Source organism: Microtetraspora sp. NBRC 13810, from assembly GCF_030268685.1.
GTDB lineage: Bacteria > Actinomycetota > Actinomycetes > Streptosporangiales > Streptosporangiaceae > BSRQ01.
This window is the reverse complement of record NZ_BSRQ01000002.1, coordinates 281857-299941: the sequence shown is the minus strand read 5'-3', so window position 1 is coordinate 299941 and position 18085 is coordinate 281857. Positions and strand designations below refer to the sequence as shown.

The 18085-nt window shown below is 68.6% G+C and carries 16 protein-coding genes, 1 tRNA gene and 1 pseudogene; 5 read left to right on the top strand and 13 right to left on the bottom strand.

The window, feature by feature from the left end; genetic code table 11:
* Positions 1–135: 135 nt before the first annotated feature.
* Entirely contained in the window at positions 136–285 is a 150-nt protein-coding gene (locus QSK26_RS05065; RefSeq protein WP_285773783.1) for a GPGG-motif small membrane protein, read from the bottom strand.
* 206 nt (positions 286–491) lie between these two features.
* On the bottom strand, positions 492–1397 hold the full coding sequence (locus tag QSK26_RS05060; protein ID WP_285773782.1) for an LLM class flavin-dependent oxidoreductase: 906 nt from the start codon (positions 1395–1397) through the stop codon (positions 492–494).
* A 135-nt stretch (positions 1398–1532) separates the two neighbouring features.
* Between QSK26_RS05060 and QSK26_RS05055 the strand changes: the two genes are divergently transcribed.
* Positions 1533–1985, top strand: coding sequence for a MarR family winged helix-turn-helix transcriptional regulator (locus tag QSK26_RS05055; protein WP_285773781.1), 453 nt, complete (start codon positions 1533–1535; stop codon positions 1983–1985).
* Positions 1986–2201: 216 nt separating this feature from the next.
* On the opposite strand, the gene QSK26_RS05050 is transcribed toward QSK26_RS05055, so the two are convergent.
* Positions 2202–3137: a DUF6328 family protein gene (locus QSK26_RS05050; RefSeq protein ID WP_285773780.1), complete on the bottom strand. Its 936-nt coding sequence runs from the start codon at positions 3135–3137 to the stop codon at positions 2202–2204.
* Positions 3138–3360: 223 nt separating this feature from the next.
* Here QSK26_RS05050 and QSK26_RS05045 point away from each other — a divergent pair, with 223 nt between their 5' ends.
* Entirely contained in the window at positions 3361–3873 is a 513-nt protein-coding gene (locus tag QSK26_RS05045) for a hypothetical protein (protein WP_285773779.1), read from the top strand.
* A gap of 358 nt (positions 3874–4231) precedes the next feature.
* Here QSK26_RS05045 and QSK26_RS05040 read toward each other — a convergent pair whose 3' ends face one another.
* Positions 4232–4594, bottom strand: a complete 363-nt coding sequence (locus QSK26_RS05040; RefSeq protein ID WP_285773778.1) for a PRC-barrel domain-containing protein — start codon at positions 4592–4594, stop codon at positions 4232–4234.
* A 158-nt stretch (positions 4595–4752) separates the two neighbouring features.
* Between QSK26_RS05040 and QSK26_RS05035 the strand changes: the two genes are divergently transcribed.
* Both QSK26_RS05035 and QSK26_RS05030 read left to right on the top strand, forming a co-directional pair.
* Positions 4753–4829, top strand: a tRNA-Lys gene (locus QSK26_RS05035).
* A 315-nt stretch (positions 4830–5144) separates the two neighbouring features.
* A pseudogene (locus tag QSK26_RS05030) lies at positions 5145–6011 on the top strand (IS3 family transposase); the annotation flags it as partial.
* 37 nt (positions 6012–6048) lie between these two features.
* Here the strand turns inward: QSK26_RS05030 and QSK26_RS05025 are convergent.
* The gene (locus QSK26_RS05025) at positions 6049–6216 is read right to left on the bottom strand and encodes a hypothetical protein (RefSeq protein ID WP_285773777.1); all 168 of its coding nucleotides are present in this window, start codon (positions 6214–6216) and stop codon (positions 6049–6051) included.
* A gap of 257 nt (positions 6217–6473) precedes the next feature.
* On the opposite strand from QSK26_RS05025, the gene QSK26_RS05020 reads away from it, so the two are divergent.
* Entirely contained in the window at positions 6474–7310 is an 837-nt protein-coding gene (locus QSK26_RS05020; protein ID WP_285773776.1) for a hypothetical protein, read from the top strand.
* A 178-nt stretch (positions 7311–7488) separates the two neighbouring features.
* On the opposite strand, the gene QSK26_RS05015 is transcribed toward QSK26_RS05020, so the two are convergent.
* From QSK26_RS05015 to QSK26_RS04980, 8 genes are all read right to left on the bottom strand, one after another.
* Complete coding sequence (locus QSK26_RS05015; protein WP_285773775.1) at positions 7489–7821, bottom strand: hypothetical protein; 333 nt, start codon at positions 7819–7821, stop codon at positions 7489–7491.
* Positions 7822–7925: 104 nt separating this feature from the next.
* Positions 7926–8405 carry a flavin reductase family protein gene (locus QSK26_RS05010; RefSeq protein ID WP_285773774.1) on the bottom strand — a complete coding sequence of 160 codons (480 nt, stop codon included), beginning with the start codon at positions 8403–8405 and terminating at the stop codon, positions 7926–7928.
* The gene (locus tag QSK26_RS05005; RefSeq protein ID WP_285773773.1) at positions 8402–9625 is read right to left on the bottom strand and encodes a styrene monooxygenase/indole monooxygenase family protein; all 1224 of its coding nucleotides are present in this window, start codon (positions 9623–9625) and stop codon (positions 8402–8404) included. The genes QSK26_RS05010 and QSK26_RS05005 overlap by 4 nt, the downstream gene beginning before the upstream one ends.
* A 101-nt stretch (positions 9626–9726) precedes the next feature.
* Positions 9727–10710: an AraC family transcriptional regulator gene (locus tag QSK26_RS05000; protein ID WP_285773772.1), complete on the bottom strand. Its 984-nt coding sequence runs from the start codon at positions 10708–10710 to the stop codon at positions 9727–9729.
* A 365-nt stretch (positions 10711–11075) separates the two neighbouring features.
* Complete coding sequence (locus tag QSK26_RS04995; protein WP_285773771.1) at positions 11076–11948, bottom strand: alpha/beta fold hydrolase; 873 nt, start codon at positions 11946–11948, stop codon at positions 11076–11078.
* A gap of 473 nt (positions 11949–12421) precedes the next feature.
* Positions 12422–16153 carry a protein kinase domain-containing protein gene (locus QSK26_RS04990; protein ID WP_285773770.1) on the bottom strand — a complete coding sequence of 1244 codons (3732 nt, stop codon included), beginning with the start codon at positions 16151–16153 and terminating at the stop codon, positions 12422–12424.
* A gap of 179 nt (positions 16154–16332) precedes the next feature.
* The gene (locus QSK26_RS04985) at positions 16333–16974 is read right to left on the bottom strand and encodes a response regulator (RefSeq protein ID WP_285773769.1); all 642 of its coding nucleotides are present in this window, start codon (positions 16972–16974) and stop codon (positions 16333–16335) included.
* Complete coding sequence (locus QSK26_RS04980) at positions 16971–18083, bottom strand: sensor histidine kinase (RefSeq protein WP_285773768.1); 1113 nt, start codon at positions 18081–18083, stop codon at positions 16971–16973. Before QSK26_RS04980 ends, QSK26_RS04985 begins: the two co-directional genes overlap by 4 nt.
* Between the last annotated feature and the right edge of the window lie 2 nt (positions 18084–18085).

The window sequence follows — 18085 nt, the reverse complement described above, 5'->3', positions numbered from 1 at the left end:
TAGCGGCCCCGATGAATGATCATGGGGCTGGAGTCGTCAGGGGCGGTCGGCGGCCCGCTCCGAAAGCGGTGCCCGCCGCACCCTGATCAGCCGGTGGATGGTGGAGTTTCGGTGGCCGCCCGCGGGGCGCGGGCGTCATGGGTGGAAGATGCTGACGCCTCCCGGGCCCACGAGGAAGCCGACGACGATGAGCACGATCCCCCACAGGAGGTCGCGCCGGGCGAGGATCACGTAGATCCCAGCGATGACGAGTATTACGGCGATGATCCAGAGCAATGTAGCCATGGACCTCAACTGCCCTCAGAGCCGTATGGCTAACGTCTTGCTTCCGTTATGAGTCCCGTTTTGTGCTGGTTTGCAAGGTGGGGCGCCGACCTGCGGTTCCACCGGTACGGCAGGCCGTTCGCGGGGCGCCGACCTGCGGTCCCACCGGTACGGCAGGCCGTTCGCGGGGCGTGGATCGGGGCGTTCACCGGCGGCGTTGATGGCCTTCAGCGGGACAGGGCTGTGCGCACGGGTGTGATGATCTCGTCGACGAGCCAGTGCGCGACCTGTGCGGGGTAAGGGCTTCGCAGGCTCAGCACGATGTGCGTCATGCCGGCGTCGACGAGCCCCAGGATCGCCTCCCGGTCACCGGCCGGGTCGTCGTAGGAGACGATGTACTGCACGGAGCGGGTGATCGTCTGCCGGTCCCGGCCGATGGCGGCGCAGTGGGCGTCCAGGACGCGGGCGCGTTCGGTGATGTAGTCGAGGGTGTTGTGCGGGGGGCCGGGGATGTTCCAGATGTCCGCCTGCTCGGCCACCAGGCGCAGAGTCTTCGTGCCCCAGCCGCCGATCAGCAGCGGCGGGCCGGGTCGTTGGACGGGCTTGGGCTCGTTCCGGTTGGCCTTGAGGGTGTAGTAGCGCCCGTGGAAGTCGAAGACGTCTTCCGTCCACATGTTCCTGAGGATGGCGATGGTCTCGGCGAGGCGGGCGATGCCCTCGGCCGGGGGGACCAGGGTCAGGCCGTAGGCGTCGTACTCCGCGACGGCGGGGTTCTCGCCGGCGACGCCCCCGGCGCCGGCGGGCTGATGGGTGCCGCCCACGCCGAGTCCCATGATCAGGCGGCCCTGGGAGATCACGTCCACTGTGGTGGCGATCTTGCCCAGGACGGCGGGCTCACGGATCCGGTTGCTGGTCACCAGGAGTCCCAGCCGTAGACGCCGGGTCTGTGCGGCCAGGGCGCTCAGCAGGGTCCACCCTTCGAGGACCTGGCCGTTCTTGGGTCCGGCGACAGGCATGAGGTGATCCCACAGCCATGCGTCCGCGATCTGCGGCAGGGTGTCGGCCTCCTGCCATACGCGGGAGATCTCCTCGTAGGTGGTGCGCATCGGGGTGGTCTTGATGCCAAATGTCACCTGGTCTTGGTGCTGGTCGCTCATCGCGTGTATGCGCCCTTCGGCTCGATGCGCCGCCTCCGGAAGGCGGCTACACCGTCACCATAGCGGATCGTCAGCAGCCCTGATTGTCAGCACCTGGGATAGGGTGGGGGCATGACAGGTGAATCCAGCTCAGAGGTCCTCACCTCCCGCCTGGGCTATCTGCTCAAACACGCGTATCTGCGGTTGACCGAGGCGTCCACGCAGGCACTCGCTCCGTTCGGCATCGACGGCCGCGAACTGGCCGTTCTGGCCGTCCTCGCCACGCAGTACCCGCTGTCCCAGTTGGAGGCGGCAGGCAGACTCGGCATCGACCGCACCACGATGGTGGCGCTCCTCGACACCCTGGAGACCAAGGGCCTCGTCGAGCGCCACCGCAGCGCCCAGGACCGGCGCAGGAACACCGTGCAGCTGACACCAACGGGCCAGGACTGCCTGCGCCGCGCCGAGCAGGCCCGCGAGGAGATGGAACAGCGGTTTCTCGCCCCACTTCCCCCCTCGGACGCGGACCGATTGATCCACGCCCTGCAGACCATCGTCACGACCCCGAAGAATCCCGGCCTGTGACGCATCCCCGGGCCCCGCTCGGCCTCGGTCTCCCGTTCACCGAAGACGTCGCCCCCCGGAGGATTGCCTCCGTTGCCGTGGCCGCACGCCGATGTGGCTGTGGCCGCACGCGGACGACGGCTTGCATGTCGAAACGGCCACGCACAACCTTGGCCAGGAGCGGCCCGGTGTGTGCGTGGCCGTTCCACGGGCGTCGCCTTGCTCCGCGTGAACCTCTCAGCGTTCCGTGCGCTGCTTGTCCGTGTCTTGCCTGTCTGAGTCCTGCCTGTCTGAGTCCTGCTTGTCCGTGCTCTGCTCGCTCCGGCGGAGCCGTAGCAGGTCGAGGGCCGGCTGGAGCAACCAGAGCCAGCCCGCGGTCAGCGCCACCGCCGCCGCGAACAACGCCGCCGGCCAGGCGTTGAGGACCACCTCCGCGACCAGCGCGACCGAGCTGGTCATCGCCACCGCGAGGAACACCGCCCCCGCCACGCCCAGCTCGTTGGCACGGTGCAGCATCTTCTCCTTGAGGTTCGACCGGAACAGCACCCGGTGCTGCGCCGCCGGCGTGATGAAGCAGACCGACGCGAACGCCGCGCTCATCAACGCGATGAAGAACAGCCAGTACCCCAGGTTGTCGACCTTGGGAAACCCGGCCGCGAACGGCAGGGTGAACAGGAACGCGAAAAGCACCTGCACCCCCGTCACCGCCACACGTAACCCCTGGAGCAACTCGGCCAGCTCCCTGTCCACCCGCTCCTTATGCGTCTCATCCCCACCCCTGGCACGTCCCCGACCACCGGTGACCTCGCGGTCTTCCGCGTGGACGCGTCCCTGGTCGTAGTCGCGTTCGCGGTCCTCGGTCCTGGCGTGTCCCCGGGCGTCGCCGTGTTCGCGGTTCTCGGCCGTGGCGTGTTCCCGGCCACCGGTGACCGTGCGGTCCTCGTCGAGATCGTTGCCGGTGTTTCCGCGGGGTGCCGGTGTCGTGGGCGTGTTGAAGGCGTTGCGGGGGGCCGGGGGCGCCGGGGCCGCAGGCTTGTCGAAGGCGTGGCGGGGGGCCCGGGGTGCCGTCGTGTCTCGGGTTCTGCCGTGCGTCGCGTCACGGGCCGGGGCCGGGGTGGTGGCGGGGGGCTGCGCGTCGGGGGTCGTCGCGCGGTTCTTGTCAGAGCCGGTCATGCTCATGCCGTACCGTCCTCTTGGGCTTCTCCTGGTGCTTTGCCGGTCTTCTCCTGTTGCGCGGCAGAATTTCGGCAGAGCCGCACTACCCGGACCCGGCTTTCCCATGTCTAGGTCGCGGTTGATCGGGTAGCCCGCTTCCATGGGCAGCCACAGCCACGAGGTCACGGATGCGATCCTGGAAACACTCAAGCTGGCCGGGACGGCGCTTAAAGACGCAGGTGTGCGATTCGCTCTCGCCGGAGGCTGTGCCGCCTATGCGCGCGGCGCCGCCCCGTCACTCCACGACGTCGACTTCGTACTCGTACACGACGACGTCCCGATCGCCCTCGACACCCTGAGCAAACTCGGCTTCCGGACCCAGCGACCCCCCGAGGACTGGCTCGTCAAGGCCTTCGACGAGGGCAGGCTCGTCGACCTCATCTTCCGCGTCTCCGACCGCCCGGTCACCCCCGAACTGATCAAGCGCTCCGAGCCGCTGAAGGCGTCCGCCGTCATCCTCCCCGTCCTCGAAGCCACCGACCTGGTCATCTCCTGGCTGATGCCCCTCTCGGAGCACAGCTGCGACTACGGCTCCCTGCTTCCCCAGGTCAGAGCCCTCCGCGAACAGGTCGACTGGAACCGCGTGGCCTCCGTCGTCGCCTCGTCCCCGTACGCCTTCACGTTCCTGACCCTGCTGGAACGCCTCAACATCATCGCCCCCGTAGAACCCTCCGGCAGCCCCGTCTGGCCCTAACCCCCAACCAGCCCCGCCCACCCCAGCCTGCCCCCGGCCTCCAACACCCCCGCTGGACCCGCGTCTACGGCCCCCGCTGGAAGAGGTCGATCTCCCGTCCGCCGGGGCACGGGGCATGGCCCGCCCGGCCTCCTTGCCAACCGGGGACATACGCGTCGCCAACCGAGGCGACATGCCCCCGATCTCCGGAGAAACCGCCCGCTCGGGGGAACTCCTCCCGGCGGCCCTCCCCGTCACCGTAGCCGCGTCACCATGCGGCACCACATGGCCGCCCGTTTACAACCGGTGCCGCACGCCGAAGGGGGCCGCGCCCGGGCGCGGCCCCCTCGCTTACTTCGCCTGAGCGGCGTGCGGCCTGTCAGAGGGCCCCGCCATGGGGGAAGCGGCCGTAGTAGTCACCCAGCCGCTGGCGGTACTCGACCTCCTTGAAGCGCGCGTCGTCGAACTCCGGCGCGTCCTTGATCTCCTGCTTCGTACGGCTGACGTGCACCTTCTTGTCCTGCGGGTCGATCTGCATGACGGTGCTGGCGGGCAGCATGACCTTCTTGCCGAAGATCCACGGCCCGGTGTCGACGACGAGGTAGCTCTGACCCACCTCGTAGGTCGCCTCGTCCACGGACCCGATCTTGCCGTCCGTGGCCTGAACGTCGTACCCCACCAGCTCAAGGCCCTGGGGGGCGTCATGCACGTCGGTCCGGAAAGTCCAGAGCTCCGAAGTCATCGGACTTCTCTCCTCTCGATCGGTCCCTTCTCGCTACCCCGCCCCGCCCCGGTAAACGTCAAGCCACCACCACGTCCACCTAACCCCCAGGTAAGCCCCACCACGATCCCGACATGTACGAACCCCCCGCCCGAGTCCTGTATTCTTTTCCACGCAGGGCGCCGCTAGCTCAGTTGGTTAGAGCAGCTGACTCTTAATCAGCGGGTCCGGGGTTCGAGTCCCTGGCGGCGCACCACCTCGCAGGCCGCTGACCTGCGGTTTCTCAAAACGGCTCGCCTTCTGGCGAGCCGTTTTCGTTCTTCCTGGGCTCCTGGCGGGCTCGCGTGTACAGATCGTGTACATCGGCCGGTGGCGGCGGTCGTACCGGCCTCGCGAAACGCGGTGCGGCTGTGTCGGGCCCTGTGCACAGGCCCGGCCTGGAGCCCGGCCTGTCCACCTCCGATCACACCGAACTGGTGGTGGCCCGTCGGCGGATCTCCGAACTGGAGACCGAGCTGGCCGTGACCAGACGAGCCGCTGAGCTGCTGCGAGAGGTGGTGTCCCCAAAAGACGGTTCGAGGTCATCGCGCTGATGGCCGCCGAAGGACTGTCCATCCAGGTGTGCTGCCGGGTGCTGGGCGTGCCGGAGTCGGGCTTCTACGCGTGGCGTAGCCGTCCCCCCTCGCCTCGATCAGTCCGGCATGCATGGCTGACCGGCGTCATCGAGCAGGTCCATGCGGCCTCCCATGGCGTCTACGGTGGACGGCGGGTCCATGCCGAACTCGTCCTGGGACGCGGCATCGCGGTCGGGCACGGGGCCGTGGAGATGCTGATGCGCCGGGCCGGGTTGAAGGGACTGTCGGGCAACCGGCGACGCCGCCCGGTCCGGCAGGTGCCGACCGCCGCTGACCTGGTTGACCGCCGGTTCAGCCGGACAGCACCGGACCAGTTGTGGGTCACCGACATCACCGAGCACCCCACGCGTGAGGGCAAGGTCTACTGCTGCGTGGTCCTGGACGCCTGCTCCCGCCGGGTGGTGGGCTGGTCGATCGACTCCAGCCAGACCGCGGCATTGGTCACCAATGCTCTCAGCATGGCGATCCATAATCGCGCGCCACAAGCCGGAACAGTGATCCATTCCGACCACGGGGTGCAGTACACCTCCTGGGCGTTCACCGATCGGGCCAAGGCCACCGGCCTCGTTCCGTCCATGGGGTCGGTCGGTGACTGCTACGACAACGCGGTGATCGAGTCGTTCTGGGGACGGATGCAAACTGAACTGCTCAATCGCCGGCGGTGGAGGACCCGCATCGAACTCGCCAACGCGATCTTCGAGTACCTGGAGATCTTCCACAACCGGCAACGACGCCACAGCGCGCTGGGGATGCTCACTCCGATCGAATACGAGATACTTCACGCAAACACACAGCTGGCATGACAGCCAACCGAGCCGACTCCACGGAACTCGGGGTACATCAGTCGAGCCGGAGGACCCGCGGGTCGAGTCTGGTCTTGGTCACATGACTGTGCCCGTCGGCGCTGACCTCGGTGAGGCCGTCCGCGCTCATGCCTTCCCCGACCACCCGGTCGGCAGATGTCTCCGCCTCCTGGAGTCTCCGCATCGCCCGTCGCGTCTGAGCCATGAACCGATCGAGCAATTCCTGGTCATGCTCAGAGGCGTGAGTCATCCATACTCCCGAACAATCAGCCTCCTCCTGGGGCGACAGCTGGCTGATCGGTGGATTCGCTGCGACCGTGAGCGCCTGCCATGGCGCGAAGCACAGCAAGAGCTTGGTGCGATGATCGCCGGAACCGGTGCCGAGCTGAGCATGGCGGCGGGACGTATATGCGGCGCCGAGGACACCAGCCTGCAAGCGGTCCGGGAGTTGCAGGAGAATCTGTGAACATCGAAGTGCCAGGTGAGGTCCGGCCGATGATGGCAGCCATGCAGGTCGCTTATCCCGCTGTCGACACGGACGGCATGGAAAATAGTGGCGACGGCTTCCGAGCGGCAGGTGCCTCCGTCGGCCGGTCCGCCGCCGGAGCGAGGGCCGAGCTTGCGAAGACGATCGGGATAGGTGGGAATCCGGCGAGCTATACCGGCTCGGGGGCTGCGGCCCTGGCCGACCGCACTTCGCTGATCGATGATTTGACGGCGCAGGTCAGCTCCGCCGTAGGGAACATCCCGGAGGTGGTCGGAGGTGCTGCCAGGGTGGTGAAGGGCAGCCAGACAGCATTGATCACGATAGCCGCCGGCACCGCTCTTGCGGTGTACACGGCTTACCTGCTGGGCGGCCCGACAGGTCCCGCGAGGGCCAACGCGGAACTACTCAAGGGGCGGCAGAAGTGGGGACTGGTCCTGCGTGAAGCCGACCAGGGCGCGAACAGAACCCTGGCCGAGATCTTCGACCGTCTCGTCACCCGGCCGCTGCAAAGAGCCCTTGAACACCTCAGGCCTCATCAACCCCGCCTCGCACCCGCCGGACCGAATAGCGTCAGCCCATCAGCCTCCATAGGTACTCGAGCGGGCGACAACATCGCAAAAAGCTTTGGGAAAGATGAAAAACAGGTTGGCCGTGCGAATATGGGTGCCTTTGGCAAGGGGAGAGGGGACGATCCCTGGGCAGACAAGGATACGACCGGCTCGAGTGACAACGTTCCCACGCAGCAGGTTCCGCGTTCCGGCGAGCCGTGGGACGAAAGCGAAGAGAGGGTGGAGCCTCTGGATTCTGATTGACCTGGCAGGACAGCCGCATTTAGTGATCTCTGAGGCATCGTCGCTGGTAGTGGGATCACCTGGCTCGGGCTTGATGTCGCGGTTGTCATCGTGACTAGAACCGGATATGGGCATCATTCCGGCGGAGCCGTGACCGTCGTGGCGATCGAAGCCGACGGGCTTGGGGGCGGGAAGCGGCCTACGGGACCACGGCCGTGCAGCCGCCAGAGCGCGGGCGTTCCATCCTGGGAATCAGGTCGGTGCCGATGGCGAGCGCCGACGCGCGGACGCAGTCGCCATGTGCCTGAACGCGCCCGAGGCAGTGCCCCGAGCGGGCATCCCACGACAGCGAGCCGTCCCGCCCGCCGGGCACCACCAGCGACCGGTCCGGATGTGACGCGATCGCCGTCGGACGGGCGGGCGGGACGAACGCTGTCACGACCGCCCCGGTCCCCGCGTCGAGAACGACCACCCGGCCGGTCGGCGCCCCACACACCGGGCACGGCGCCGGCTCGTCGCGAGTACGGTCCATGACCCGAATGAGGTCGCCACTTTCTCGACGGCCGGGGCAGATCGTCCCGCGAACACCACACTCGTAAGATCGCCGATCTTCGGCACGGCACAGCCTGGCAGGGATCACGCAGCGCCGGCACCGATTGCGGGCCAGAACTCCCGGTAGCGGCCGGAGTGGAAGACGAGCGGCTCCCCCTCGGCCCGCTGGTAGCGCTCCACTGCCCCGACGAAGATGTGATGGTCGCCGCCGTCGTGGACGCGCTCCGTACGGCAGACGAAACTGGCCAGCGTCCCGGCGAGTATCGGCAGGGGCGTGCCGAGCAACTCCACCCCGGCGAACTTGTCGGTTGAGGGCGTGGCGAAGCGCCTGGACAGGTGGTCCTGGTCGGCGGCGAGGACGTTGACGGCGAACCGCCCAGCCCGCAGGAAGAGCGGCGCGCTGGGCGCCCGGTTCGACAGGCACCAGAGCACCAGCGGCGGATCGAGCGAGACCGAGGTGAAGGAGTTGACGGTCACGCCGGCCCGCTCCCCATCGGCGGTCGCCGTCGTGATCACCGCCACCCCGGTCGCGAACTGCCCGAAGGCCTCACGGAGCGATCTCATGCCGCGACCGTGCTCAGGTAGGTCTCGGCTCGGGCGGCGTCCATGAACCAGTCGGCGTAGTCGGCCGGATTGTCGAAGCCGTTGACGAAGCGGGAGGCGATCTCCGGGTGTTGTCCGGCGGCCCCCAGGAGCGCCAGGTGGTGGGGTTCGGCAGGCGCCAGCAGGGCGTTGGTCCAGTTCGTGACATGCTGGGCCTGCGTCCAGAAGAGATCGAAGGTCCGCCGCATCCAGTCCGCGTCGAACGGCTGCGCGCCCCGTTCCACGATGGCCTGCAGGTAGGTGGCGGCGCACTTGGCGGCGTTGTTGCTGCCCTGCCCGGTGATCGGGTCGTTGAGCACCACGACGTCGGCCACGCCGAGTACCGGTGCGCCGGAGGGCAGAACGGCGACAGGACGGCGAACCGTGGGGGCGAAGCGGCCGGTCAGGACCGCGTTGGCGTCGGTGAGCTCGATCCCGGCGCAGCGCTCGGCCTCCCACGGGAAGAAGGTTTCCAGGATCTGGCGGCTGCGCGCCAGATGCTCGGCGGGGCCGCGCACGTCGCCCCAGCAGTCCATGGGACCGCCCGGCACGCCCTCGAACACCATGATCTCGCAGGGGCCGGTGTGCGTGAGCCCGGGGAAGACGAAGTACTCGCCCACGCCGGGGAGCAGGTTGAAGCAGACCGCCGAGTGATCGGGGCGGGGGGCGAGACCGTTGACGTAGGTGACCGCCAGCGCGCGTTGCGGAGCGGCGTACGGGGAGCGCGAGGGGTCCCGCTCGAAGAGCGAGGCGATCTGTCCCTTCCCCGCGGCGACGAGGACCAGGTCGTACCGGGCGGCATAGCTCTCCAGGTCCTCGGGGGTGGCGTCGTGCAGGACCAGCTTGCCGCCGAGCCGTTCGAACTCGCCCATCCAGGCCGGCATCTTCAGCCGCTGGTCGACCGAGCGGGCCGGGACGTCCAGCCGCGCCGCCCAGTCGAGCAACTTGTCTCCCTCCGGGCCGGGAACCGTGAGCGCGATGCCCTCGATGGGCGGGCAGACGTCGGCCCACCAGTCCAGGCCGAGCTCACGCTCGTAAGCCTGCGCGGTGCCGAACATAGCCTGGCCGGACATCACCCGGCCGTCGCGGATGGATTCGCGGGTGCGATTGGAGACCACCGTGACGTCGTAGCCGTGCTGGAGCAGGCCGATGGCCAGGTGGAGGCCGGCCTGACCGGCACCGACGATGAGGATGTCGCGCATGGTGGTGTGTCCCTTCGGTGTCAGGAGTGGGGTTGCGATCGGCGCCTGACAAGAAAGGTACGGCCGGTGCGTCCGCCCGAGCCATCCGCGGAGCGCGGATCTCATCCACCTGACGCGGAACCCCTGCGCAACGTCTCCGACGGCGGTTGCCCGTACCTCTCGCGGTACTGGGCGGCGAAACGTCCCTGGTGCAGGAAGCCCCATCGGGCGGCCACCGTGGTCACCGTGGCCCTGGCGGGGTCGGCCGTCCTGAGCTCATCGTGGACCCGCGCCAGTCGCACCTGCCTGAGGTGGGTCATGGGGGTCAGCCCGAGATGCGCGCGGAAACCTTCCTGCAGAGAGCGGCTGCTGACCGCGACGGCGCCGGCGATGTCGGTAGTGGTGAGCGGGAGGTGCGCGTGCCCTTCGATGAACTCCATCGCCCGGCGCACGACCTTCGGCAGAGCGGGCGGCCTGGGTGCCGTCAGCCGTTCCAGGTAGTTGGAGGGCTGCATGGTCAGCAGCAGGGTGATCAGGGCGTTCTCCAGGTGTGCGATGGCCAGCGGATGGCCGGTCAGTCCGTCGTCGCGCTCGGCCTCCCTGACGAGCAGGTCGGCCATGCCCCGCCAGGATCGGGTCCAGCCCGTCGTCAGGTCCATGCCCGGGTCGAAGACGACCGGGTCGTCAAGTTGTTCGCCGAGCATCTGCTCCAACGCGCGCTCGATCGAGGTGCGCTCGAACTTGACCACCAACTGGGGGCAGCCGGCGGCCCAGCGCATGTCGAGGTGGCGGGTCGGCGAGGGCAGCGAGGCCAGCGACGAGGTCGAGACGATCTCCTTGTCGCCGACGCGGATCAGGCTTCGCCCGGCGAGCGGGATCATGACCAGGAAGAACGTATCGAGGTCGCCTGGTTCGATGTGCACGTCGGCCCCGTAATCGAGGTAACTGACGCGGACCGAGCCGAGCTGGACGGAGTTGAACCGGGCCGACAGCAGGTCCGCGTCGCCGGCCAGATCCAGCCGGTGCGGGCAGAACACCTTGGCGACCTCGCCGCGGACCTCGTCGAGGTCGGAGCTGGCGAAGACGGCACGATTGCTGAGGAGCACACCAAATGATCGCCGTTCTCGACCCGGTCTTCAATGTAAAAGGACGCATAAGAGAGCCTGTCGCCCGGAACACGCGGTGGCATTTTGGGGCATTTCGAGAACGGCGAAAGGAGGCGGAGCATTGCAAGGAAGGACATCGGGGCATGGCCTGACACAAAAGCCAGTGACTCTTAATCAGCGGGTCCGGGGTTCGAGTCCCTGGCGGCGCACCCACTCGCAGGGCGCTGACCTGTACTTTCTCGAAACGGCTCGCCTCCTGGCGAGCCGTTTTCGTTCTCCCTGGGCTCCTGACGGGTGGCAAGGCGCGGGGACCGCGCCCGCGTACGGCTTGGCGGCCACTCCGCCAAGCCGTACGCGCACCGTCGCTAGACGGCGACCTTGTCCAGAATGGCGGCCACCTCATCCGCCCTGAACACGAACCCCGCGTGTGACGTGTCCAGGGTGTGCACGTCGTACGGGTTGCCGGGCGTCAGCGCGTCGGCCTCGGCGATCAGCCTGTCCTGCATGGCCACCGGGACGGACCGGTCGCCGGTGAGCCGGATGTAGGAGCGGGCGATCGTGCCCCACGTCGCGGCGTCGACGCGGGCGTCGGCCGTCATCACCGCGATCGACTCGTCCGGCTGCAGAATGTTGAGGAAGGCGCGGAACTGCTCGTCGCTGACGTCGGCCATGGTCGCGGCCTTGAGCGCGTCGAGCAGCTCGGCGTCGGCGGTGCGGTAGTTGGCCCGGCCGACCCCGAGCCGGGCGGGATCGCCGACGTTGAACGCCGCCAGCGGCGCCATCAGGTTGTCCGCGAACTCGGGCTCCTGCATGTACGCGATCGGGCTGGGAAGCCGGACGCACGACCAGGCCGAGATGTAGACGAGCCGGCTCACCAGCTCGGGGATCGCGTTGCCCACGCCGGAGATGGTGACGCCGCCGAGGCTGGCCGCGACCAGCACCACCGGCCCGTGCTCCGCCACGCGCCGGACCACGTCGGCGACCGCGTCGACGTTGTGCCGCAGGGTGACCATGGCCAGCGTCGACGGCTCGGCCGCCCACGCGTCGAGGTCCTGGGGAGCCTGGTAGGCGAGCGGGTACTGGGCGTCGAGGCCGTGGCCCGGCAGGTCGACGGCGTAGCTGCGGTGACCGAGCAACGCCAGCTCACGCTGGACCGAGGCCCACATGAAGGAGCTGCTGCCGGAGCCGTGGACCAGCACGAACGTGGGCGACGACGAGTGGTTGGAAGTGGATCGCATGAAGAACAGTCCGTTTCGATAAAAGGCGTGACGAAGACGCCTTGCAGTGCCGGGGAATGGCATGCCGCTGCCGCAAACCTGCGGGGCAGGTCGTGACATGACGTCGGCGGGCGGCGGCCATGACGACTGTGGCGCGCTGCTTGCGCTGGCGCACCTGGCCGCGGGCCGCCTTGACTGGCGCTGGTCGCTGAACGACCGGCGAGCAGACCTGCGTCAGGCGTTACGAAGACGGATGAACTTCTGGATCATGCCGACAACGTATCAGAGCCCGGCCCGGACCGCCGCCCAGGTACGGCGGATCTTGACCCTCAGCGTCGGCTCCGCACGCTCGGACCAGGCCGGCTCTCCGCCCAGAACCGGCCTCCTGCTCGCGGGACAGCCGGTCCATCTGCACCCTGCCCTCGATCGCGGCCGCGCGGGAGCGCAGCGTCCGCTGCGCCTGCGGTACCGGCAGGCCCTCCGTGGCTACAGGGTCAGGTGCGGCATAACGTTTGGGGTGCCGCGCCGGGAATGTGGTTCCGCCATTCCTGATTGCTGAGGTCGCGGCCTATCTTGGCGCAGAGGATCGGCACCACTTTCTCCGGGTCCAGTGGATAGCTGTGCAGGGTTCCCGTCACGTCCACGCTGTGCAACACCTCACCGCCGGCCTCGAACGCCACGGCGAGGACGTCGCCATTCTGCGGAAACGGCGGTCCGATGGATGCGCCGGCTGCTGGATCCCACAGCCGGACGGTGTTGTCGTGTGATCCCGTGGCCAGCAGACGTTCATCTGTGGACAGGGCGGCGGCGAGCACGGTTTCGGAGTGGCCGCGCAGCACAGGACTGGTCGCGGTCCTGGTCCGCGAGTCCCAGGTGATGACGGAACCGTCCGCACCGCCGAGGACAACGTCGTCGTGCTGCGACGACGCCGGCAAAGGGACGATTTCAAGAGGGCTGAGATGGAATCCCGAAGCCGGGCAGTCTTTCTTCTTCGTGGTCGTGTCGACCAGGCAGATCCCGTCACCCGGATCGCCGGTGATCACCGTAGCGACTCCGTGACTGTAGAGATGATAGGCAGGAGCTTCGGTGATCTGTGTGATCCGCCGGCGAGTCGTCACGTCCCAGACCTGGATACCGCTGTCAGTCCCCGCCAGGAGGGTGCGTCCATCCGGGCTGAAGTCCAGGGCCCTGATGGATTGATTCGCTGGGGATGAGAGGTGGCCGAGGATGTCGCCGGTGGCGACCTCGACCAGAGTGATCTGTGTCCTGGACGTACGAACGGCCAGGGTTCGTCCGTCGGGTGTGAACCGCAGAGGTTCCTGCCATGACGAGAAGTCGGTGGTCGCCGGAGGGGAGATCCATGAGCCGGTCAGTGGGCGGTACAGGTCGCGGCCCGTGGTCGCGTCGACCAACCTGACCGCCGCATCCTCCAGGACGGCCAGGGTTCTGCCGTCGACGGAGAAGGCGGCTGCCCGAGCCGGCCGATGGGTGGCCGCGGCTGATGTGCCGATGTAGGGGCTCATGTCCAGGACGCGTAAGTCCCCCGATCCGAGGATGGCGAGACCTCTCCCATCGGCGGTGAACGCCATCTTGATGATGCTGGGATGGTCGATGTCCGCCAGCTGTTCGAGATGGGGAACGCCTTTCGGCCAGGTACGCCATGCCAGGTTCTGCCTGCCGGGGCGATCCGGGGATCCCCACAGTGTTGCGACATGGCAGGAGTCCTGCGCGCTGACCTGTCCGGAGCGGCTGATCAGCAGATGGTCGGCTACACACCCGAGTCCGGTTCGCTGCACCGTGAAATCGTCGCCCGGTACTGCCGAGAGATAGGTTCTGCGGCCGAGCAGCCGGGTGATTTTCGCGTGTGTTCCGCTGCCGGTCACTTCCCACAGGTCCACTACCTGTCCGTCGTCCCAGAGGCTGCCAGGATGTTGCGGGTCAGGCCGGGCCCAGGTGGCGACTATGCGCCGGCCGTCGGCGCTGAGCGCCGCCTTCCCGGAAGTGATCTTCGGGATCGTCTGGGTGTCGACGATGGTTCCTGTGGTGCGGTCCACCAGGGTGAGTTCGCCGCTGGTGATGCAGGCCGCCAGTCGCTCGGAGGCGTCTTGGCCGGCGCCGGCGGGGATGCCCGTGTCGACGAGGACCCGGGGCGGGGCGCCGCAGGCCGCCTGCCCGGATGTGAAGAGCAGCCGGCCGCGGCTGTCGAAGCGGATCTCGTCCTGGGCCGTCTCGAAGTCCAGTTTCGCCACCCGGCCGACCGTGGCCCCGGTGCGGGTGGACCACACCTGCGCCTGGAACTCGTCGCATCCCCCGGCGGCCGACGTGTCGACGCAGGTCGTCGCAGCGAAGAACCGTCGGTCGGCTGACAGATGCACCGACTCCGGTCCTCTCCCGGTCCCTTTCACTGTGGCGATCGTCATACCGGTAGCCGAGTCGGTTATGCGTACCTGATCATCGCTGACATGCAGCAGGGATCTGCCGTCCTGTCCCAGGTCGACAGCGTCGGTGGCCCTTCGCAGGACCTCGGGTTGGGCAAGGGAGCCGGTGACGGCCCAGCGTGCGTCAGAGGTCGGCGCGATCCGCCAGGCGGCGATGCTCAGGAGCATCGCCAGCGCAGGATCGGATTCGCGTAGCGAGACGGCTTTCGCGGCCACGGTACGAGAAACGGCCTGGTCGAGCTGGGAGGCGACCTGCCAGCGCTGGTCGTTGGCATCTCGCCGGTTGATCTCGGCCCAGCCGGCAAGGGCGACGGCCATGACGAGCAGCACGGCCAGGACAGCGGAGACGACGCGGCGCACGCGGACTCGGCGCCGCCCAAGACCGGAACTGGCTTGCAGGAATGTCCGCTCCAACGAGTTGAGGCGGACATGGCGCCGACCGGTGGTGGCCCACTGTTGTACGACCTCGAGCCGGCTGCCCTGCAGCAGGTCGGTGTCCTTCCTGCCGTGGGCCGACCATCGCCGGGCCGAGACGGCCACCTCATCGAACAGTTTCAGCCCGTCTTTGTCGGCGTTCACCCAGCCGCGGAGCCGCGGCCAGGCGCGCAGCACCGCGGGGCGCGACAGAAAGATCTCGTCGTCCCGGGTGGAGATCAGGTAGGTGAAGACGTTCAGGATGTCGCGGATCGCGGCCGCTTCGGGAGCCGGCCGGTCCTGCAGCAGGTCGGCCAGCAGCGCGGGCTTGGCGAGCTCTCTGCCGTCATCCCCCACAGTGATCATTCGCAGCAGCACATCGGGGACAAGCTCCTGCTCCGCGCTGCCCAGGAGCTGGTAGGCGTCCTCGGCCAGCGTACCGAGCCCGGGATCGGGCGCCGCGGGTGTCCGGATGCCGCGCGCCTTCTCCCGCCCGGCGTCAAGCAGGCCGGACGTGGCCGGTGTGGCGGTGCTGACCAGGGCGAACAGCAGGTCCCGAGCGGTGGGACGGTCATCGGGATCTTTGCAAAGGGCGGCGGCCACCAGTGGCCGTAGCCGGTCTGGAAGTGGGCTCAGATCCGGCTCCAGCGACAGCACCCGGTGGATGATCGCACTGGGATGGTCAGCAGTGAAGGGGTCCTGGCCGGTGGTGGCGTACAGCACGATCGCGCCCCAGGCGAACACGTCAGCGGCGGCTGTGGCGCGGCGACCGGTGAACACCTCCGGCGCCATGTAGGTCGGGGTACCCGCGATCATGCCGGTGGAGGTCAGCGACATCTCCTCGGTACGCGCGATGCCAAAGTCGATCACGCGTGGCCCGTCGGGAGCGAGCAGTACGTTGTCCGGTTTGAGGTCACGGTGCGTCACGCCGGCGTCATGCACGGCCGTCAGCGCGGTCGCGATCGCGGTGGCCAGCCGGTACAGATCGTCTCCGGCGAAGCGCCTCCCGTCCTGCACCGCCCGGCGCAGGCTCGGCCCTGCCACGTACTCGCTCACGATGTAGGGAGTACGGCCGGCCAGGTCGGCGTCCAGCACCCGGGCGGTGCAGAAGGACGCGACACGTCGCGCGGCGATGACTTCTCGCTCGAACCGGTCCCGCAACTCCGCCCCGTCATGGGTGAACAGGGCCTTCAACGCGACGCGGTCCCCATCCTCACCGTAGGCCTCGTACACGACACCCTGCCCACCGGCGCCCAGTCGACCGGCCAGCCAGTACCTGCCGATCCACTGCGGGTCCTCCGGTGCGAGTGCGCTCACTTTGACCACCCAGCCCTGAGACGACTCTTCACTCGTTGGATGCAGACCGGCGATCATATGTTCCGGTCACTTCGCACTGAGATCCGCTCCGGATGACCGTTCGTTACCGGAGACCACGGACTATGCGGCTTTCGGGAGATTTTCGGGCGTCGGTCCATTCGTCGGCCGCGCGGGTGCGGGCAGATCAAGACTCTCGGCGGCCCGGCGTACGGCACAGGGGCCCTTACTCCTGCCCCCTAGCCCGCGTCGCGGATGAGGAGTGCCAGCTGTACGCGGTTGGCGAGGCCGAGCTTGGCGAGGGAGCGGCTGACGTGGGTCTTCACGGTCGTCTCGCTGGTATCGAGTTCGCGGGCGATCTCCGCGTTGGCCAGCCCGCGGGCCACGGCCCGCGCGACCCTCAGCTCGCTGCCGGTCAGCAGGGCGAGGCGCTCCCGCGCGGCGCGGACGTCGGCGGGCGGCCGGTCGGCGAAAGCGTCGATGAGCCGTCTGGTGACCGAGGGCGCCAGCATCGCGCTGCCGTCGGCGACCAGCCGGACCGCGGCGATCAGATCGCGGGGCGCGGTGTCCTTCAGCAGGAACCCGGCCGCCCGTGCGTGCAATGCCGCGTAGACGTACTCGTCGTGGTCGAACGTGGTGAGCATGACGACCTTCGGCGGGTTCGGTGAGCGGTTCAGCTCCTTGAGCGCGGCGAGGCCGTCCATGCGGGGCATCCGTACGTCCATCAGCACGATGTGCGGCCAGTGCCGCGCGACGGCGTCGACGGCCTGGGCGCCGTTCGCGGCCTCGGCGACCACCTCGATGTCGTCGGCGGCCTCAAGGATCATGCGCAACCCGGTGCGTACCAGGGCCTCGTCGTCGGCGATCAGCACCCTGATCATGTCGGCAGCCTCGCGGACACGACGAAGCCGCCGTCGTCGCGCGGTCGCGCGGTGAACTCGCCGCCCAGCAGTTCGACGCGTTCCCTCAGCCCGATAAGGCCCAGCCCGCCGCCGGGCGGCCCGGCCGCGTCGCCGGGGGCGTTGCCGACGGTGACCTCCAGGGCGGTGGGCAGGTGGCGCAGCACCACCTCGGTGGCGACCGTGCCGGCGTGTTTGTGGATATTGGTCAGGGATTCCTGGACGACCCGGTACACGGCGTGCTGCACCATGGCGGGCAGTTCGCCGGCTTCACCCTCGTCCCTCCGCTCGACGGGGACCCCGGCGGAGCGGGATTGGTCGAGCAGTTGGTCGAGGTCCGCGAGCGTGGAGTGCGGCGGGTGCCGGTCCGGCGGGGAGGCGAGCACCCCGAGAACGGCTCTGAGCTGGGTGAGCGCCTCCTTGCCCGTCGTACGGATGAGCTCCGCCTCGGCGGCCGTCTTTTCGTCGGCCGCGTTGATCTCCAGAGCTCCGGCCCGTAGCACCATCAGCGACACCCGGTGGGCCACCACGTCGTGCATGTCCCGTGCGATGCGGGCGCGTTCCTCGGCGCGTGCCCGGTCGGCGCGGGCGGTCTGCTCGCGTTCCAGCCGCTCGGCGCGTTCGCGCAGCCCCGCCAGTACCTGCCGCCGCGCGGCGACCCAGAGCCCGATCGTCAGCGGGAGCCAGACGAACAGCGGCGCCGCGCCGAGCGAGGAGACGATCTCGACGCCCGGCCGCGGCACCACGGCCACGAGGCTCGCGACCGCCGTGTAGATCACCAGGTGACGGGGCCTGCGGTACGTGGTCGCCGCGACGTAGGACGCCATCGCGCACAAGAGCCCGGGGGCCAGCAGCACCACGTCCAGCGCGGCGACCGCGAACAGCGGCCACTGCCGCCTCCCCGCCACCGTGGCGGCCGCCGCGGCCAGCACTCCGGCCACCGCGCACTGGACGTGGACGGGCAGCGCGGCGAATCCCGGCGGCGCGTACCCGCGGGGCTCCACGCCCGGCAGGCCCGCCGGAACGAAGGCCGCGCAGAAGGCGACGGCCGCGAGCGCGTGCCCTCGTATCCGATCAAGCAGTGGGCTCACTT

What these genes read in the sequence shown, in the direction of transcription:
- QSK26_RS05010 (WP_285773774.1), bottom strand. Translation starts at nt 8,405, where the DNA reads ATGAGATCGCTCCGTGAGGCCTTCGGGCAGTTCGCGACCGGGGTGGCG.
- QSK26_RS05015 (WP_285773775.1), bottom strand. Translation starts at nt 7,821, where the DNA reads ATGGACCGTACTCGCGACGAGCCGGCGCCGTGCCCGGTGTGTGGGGCG.
- QSK26_RS05040 (WP_285773778.1), bottom strand. Translation starts at nt 4,594, where the DNA reads ATGACTTCGGAGCTCTGGACTTTCCGGACCGACGTGCATGACGCCCCC.
- QSK26_RS05025 (WP_285773777.1), bottom strand. Translation starts at nt 6,216, where the DNA reads ATGGCTCAGACGCGACGGGCGATGCGGAGACTCCAGGAGGCGGAGACA.
- QSK26_RS05005 (WP_285773773.1), bottom strand. Translation starts at nt 9,625, where the DNA reads ATGCGCGACATCCTCATCGTCGGTGCCGGTCAGGCCGGCCTCCACCTG.
- QSK26_RS05050 (WP_285773780.1), bottom strand. Translation starts at nt 3,137, where the DNA reads ATGACCGGCTCTGACAAGAACCGCGCGACGACCCCCGACGCGCAGCCC.
- QSK26_RS05055 (WP_285773781.1), top strand. Translation starts at nt 1,533, where the DNA reads ATGACAGGTGAATCCAGCTCAGAGGTCCTCACCTCCCGCCTGGGCTAT.
- QSK26_RS04990 (WP_285773770.1), bottom strand. Translation starts at nt 16,153, where the DNA reads ATGATCGCCGGTCTGCATCCAACGAGTGAAGAGTCGTCTCAGGGCTGG.
- QSK26_RS04995 (WP_285773771.1), bottom strand. Translation starts at nt 11,948, where the DNA reads ATGCGATCCACTTCCAACCACTCGTCGTCGCCCACGTTCGTGCTGGTC.
- QSK26_RS04985 (WP_285773769.1), bottom strand. Translation starts at nt 16,974, where the DNA reads ATGATCAGGGTGCTGATCGCCGACGACGAGGCCCTGGTACGCACCGGG.
- QSK26_RS05065 (WP_285773783.1), bottom strand. Translation starts at nt 285, where the DNA reads ATGGCTACATTGCTCTGGATCATCGCCGTAATACTCGTCATCGCTGGG.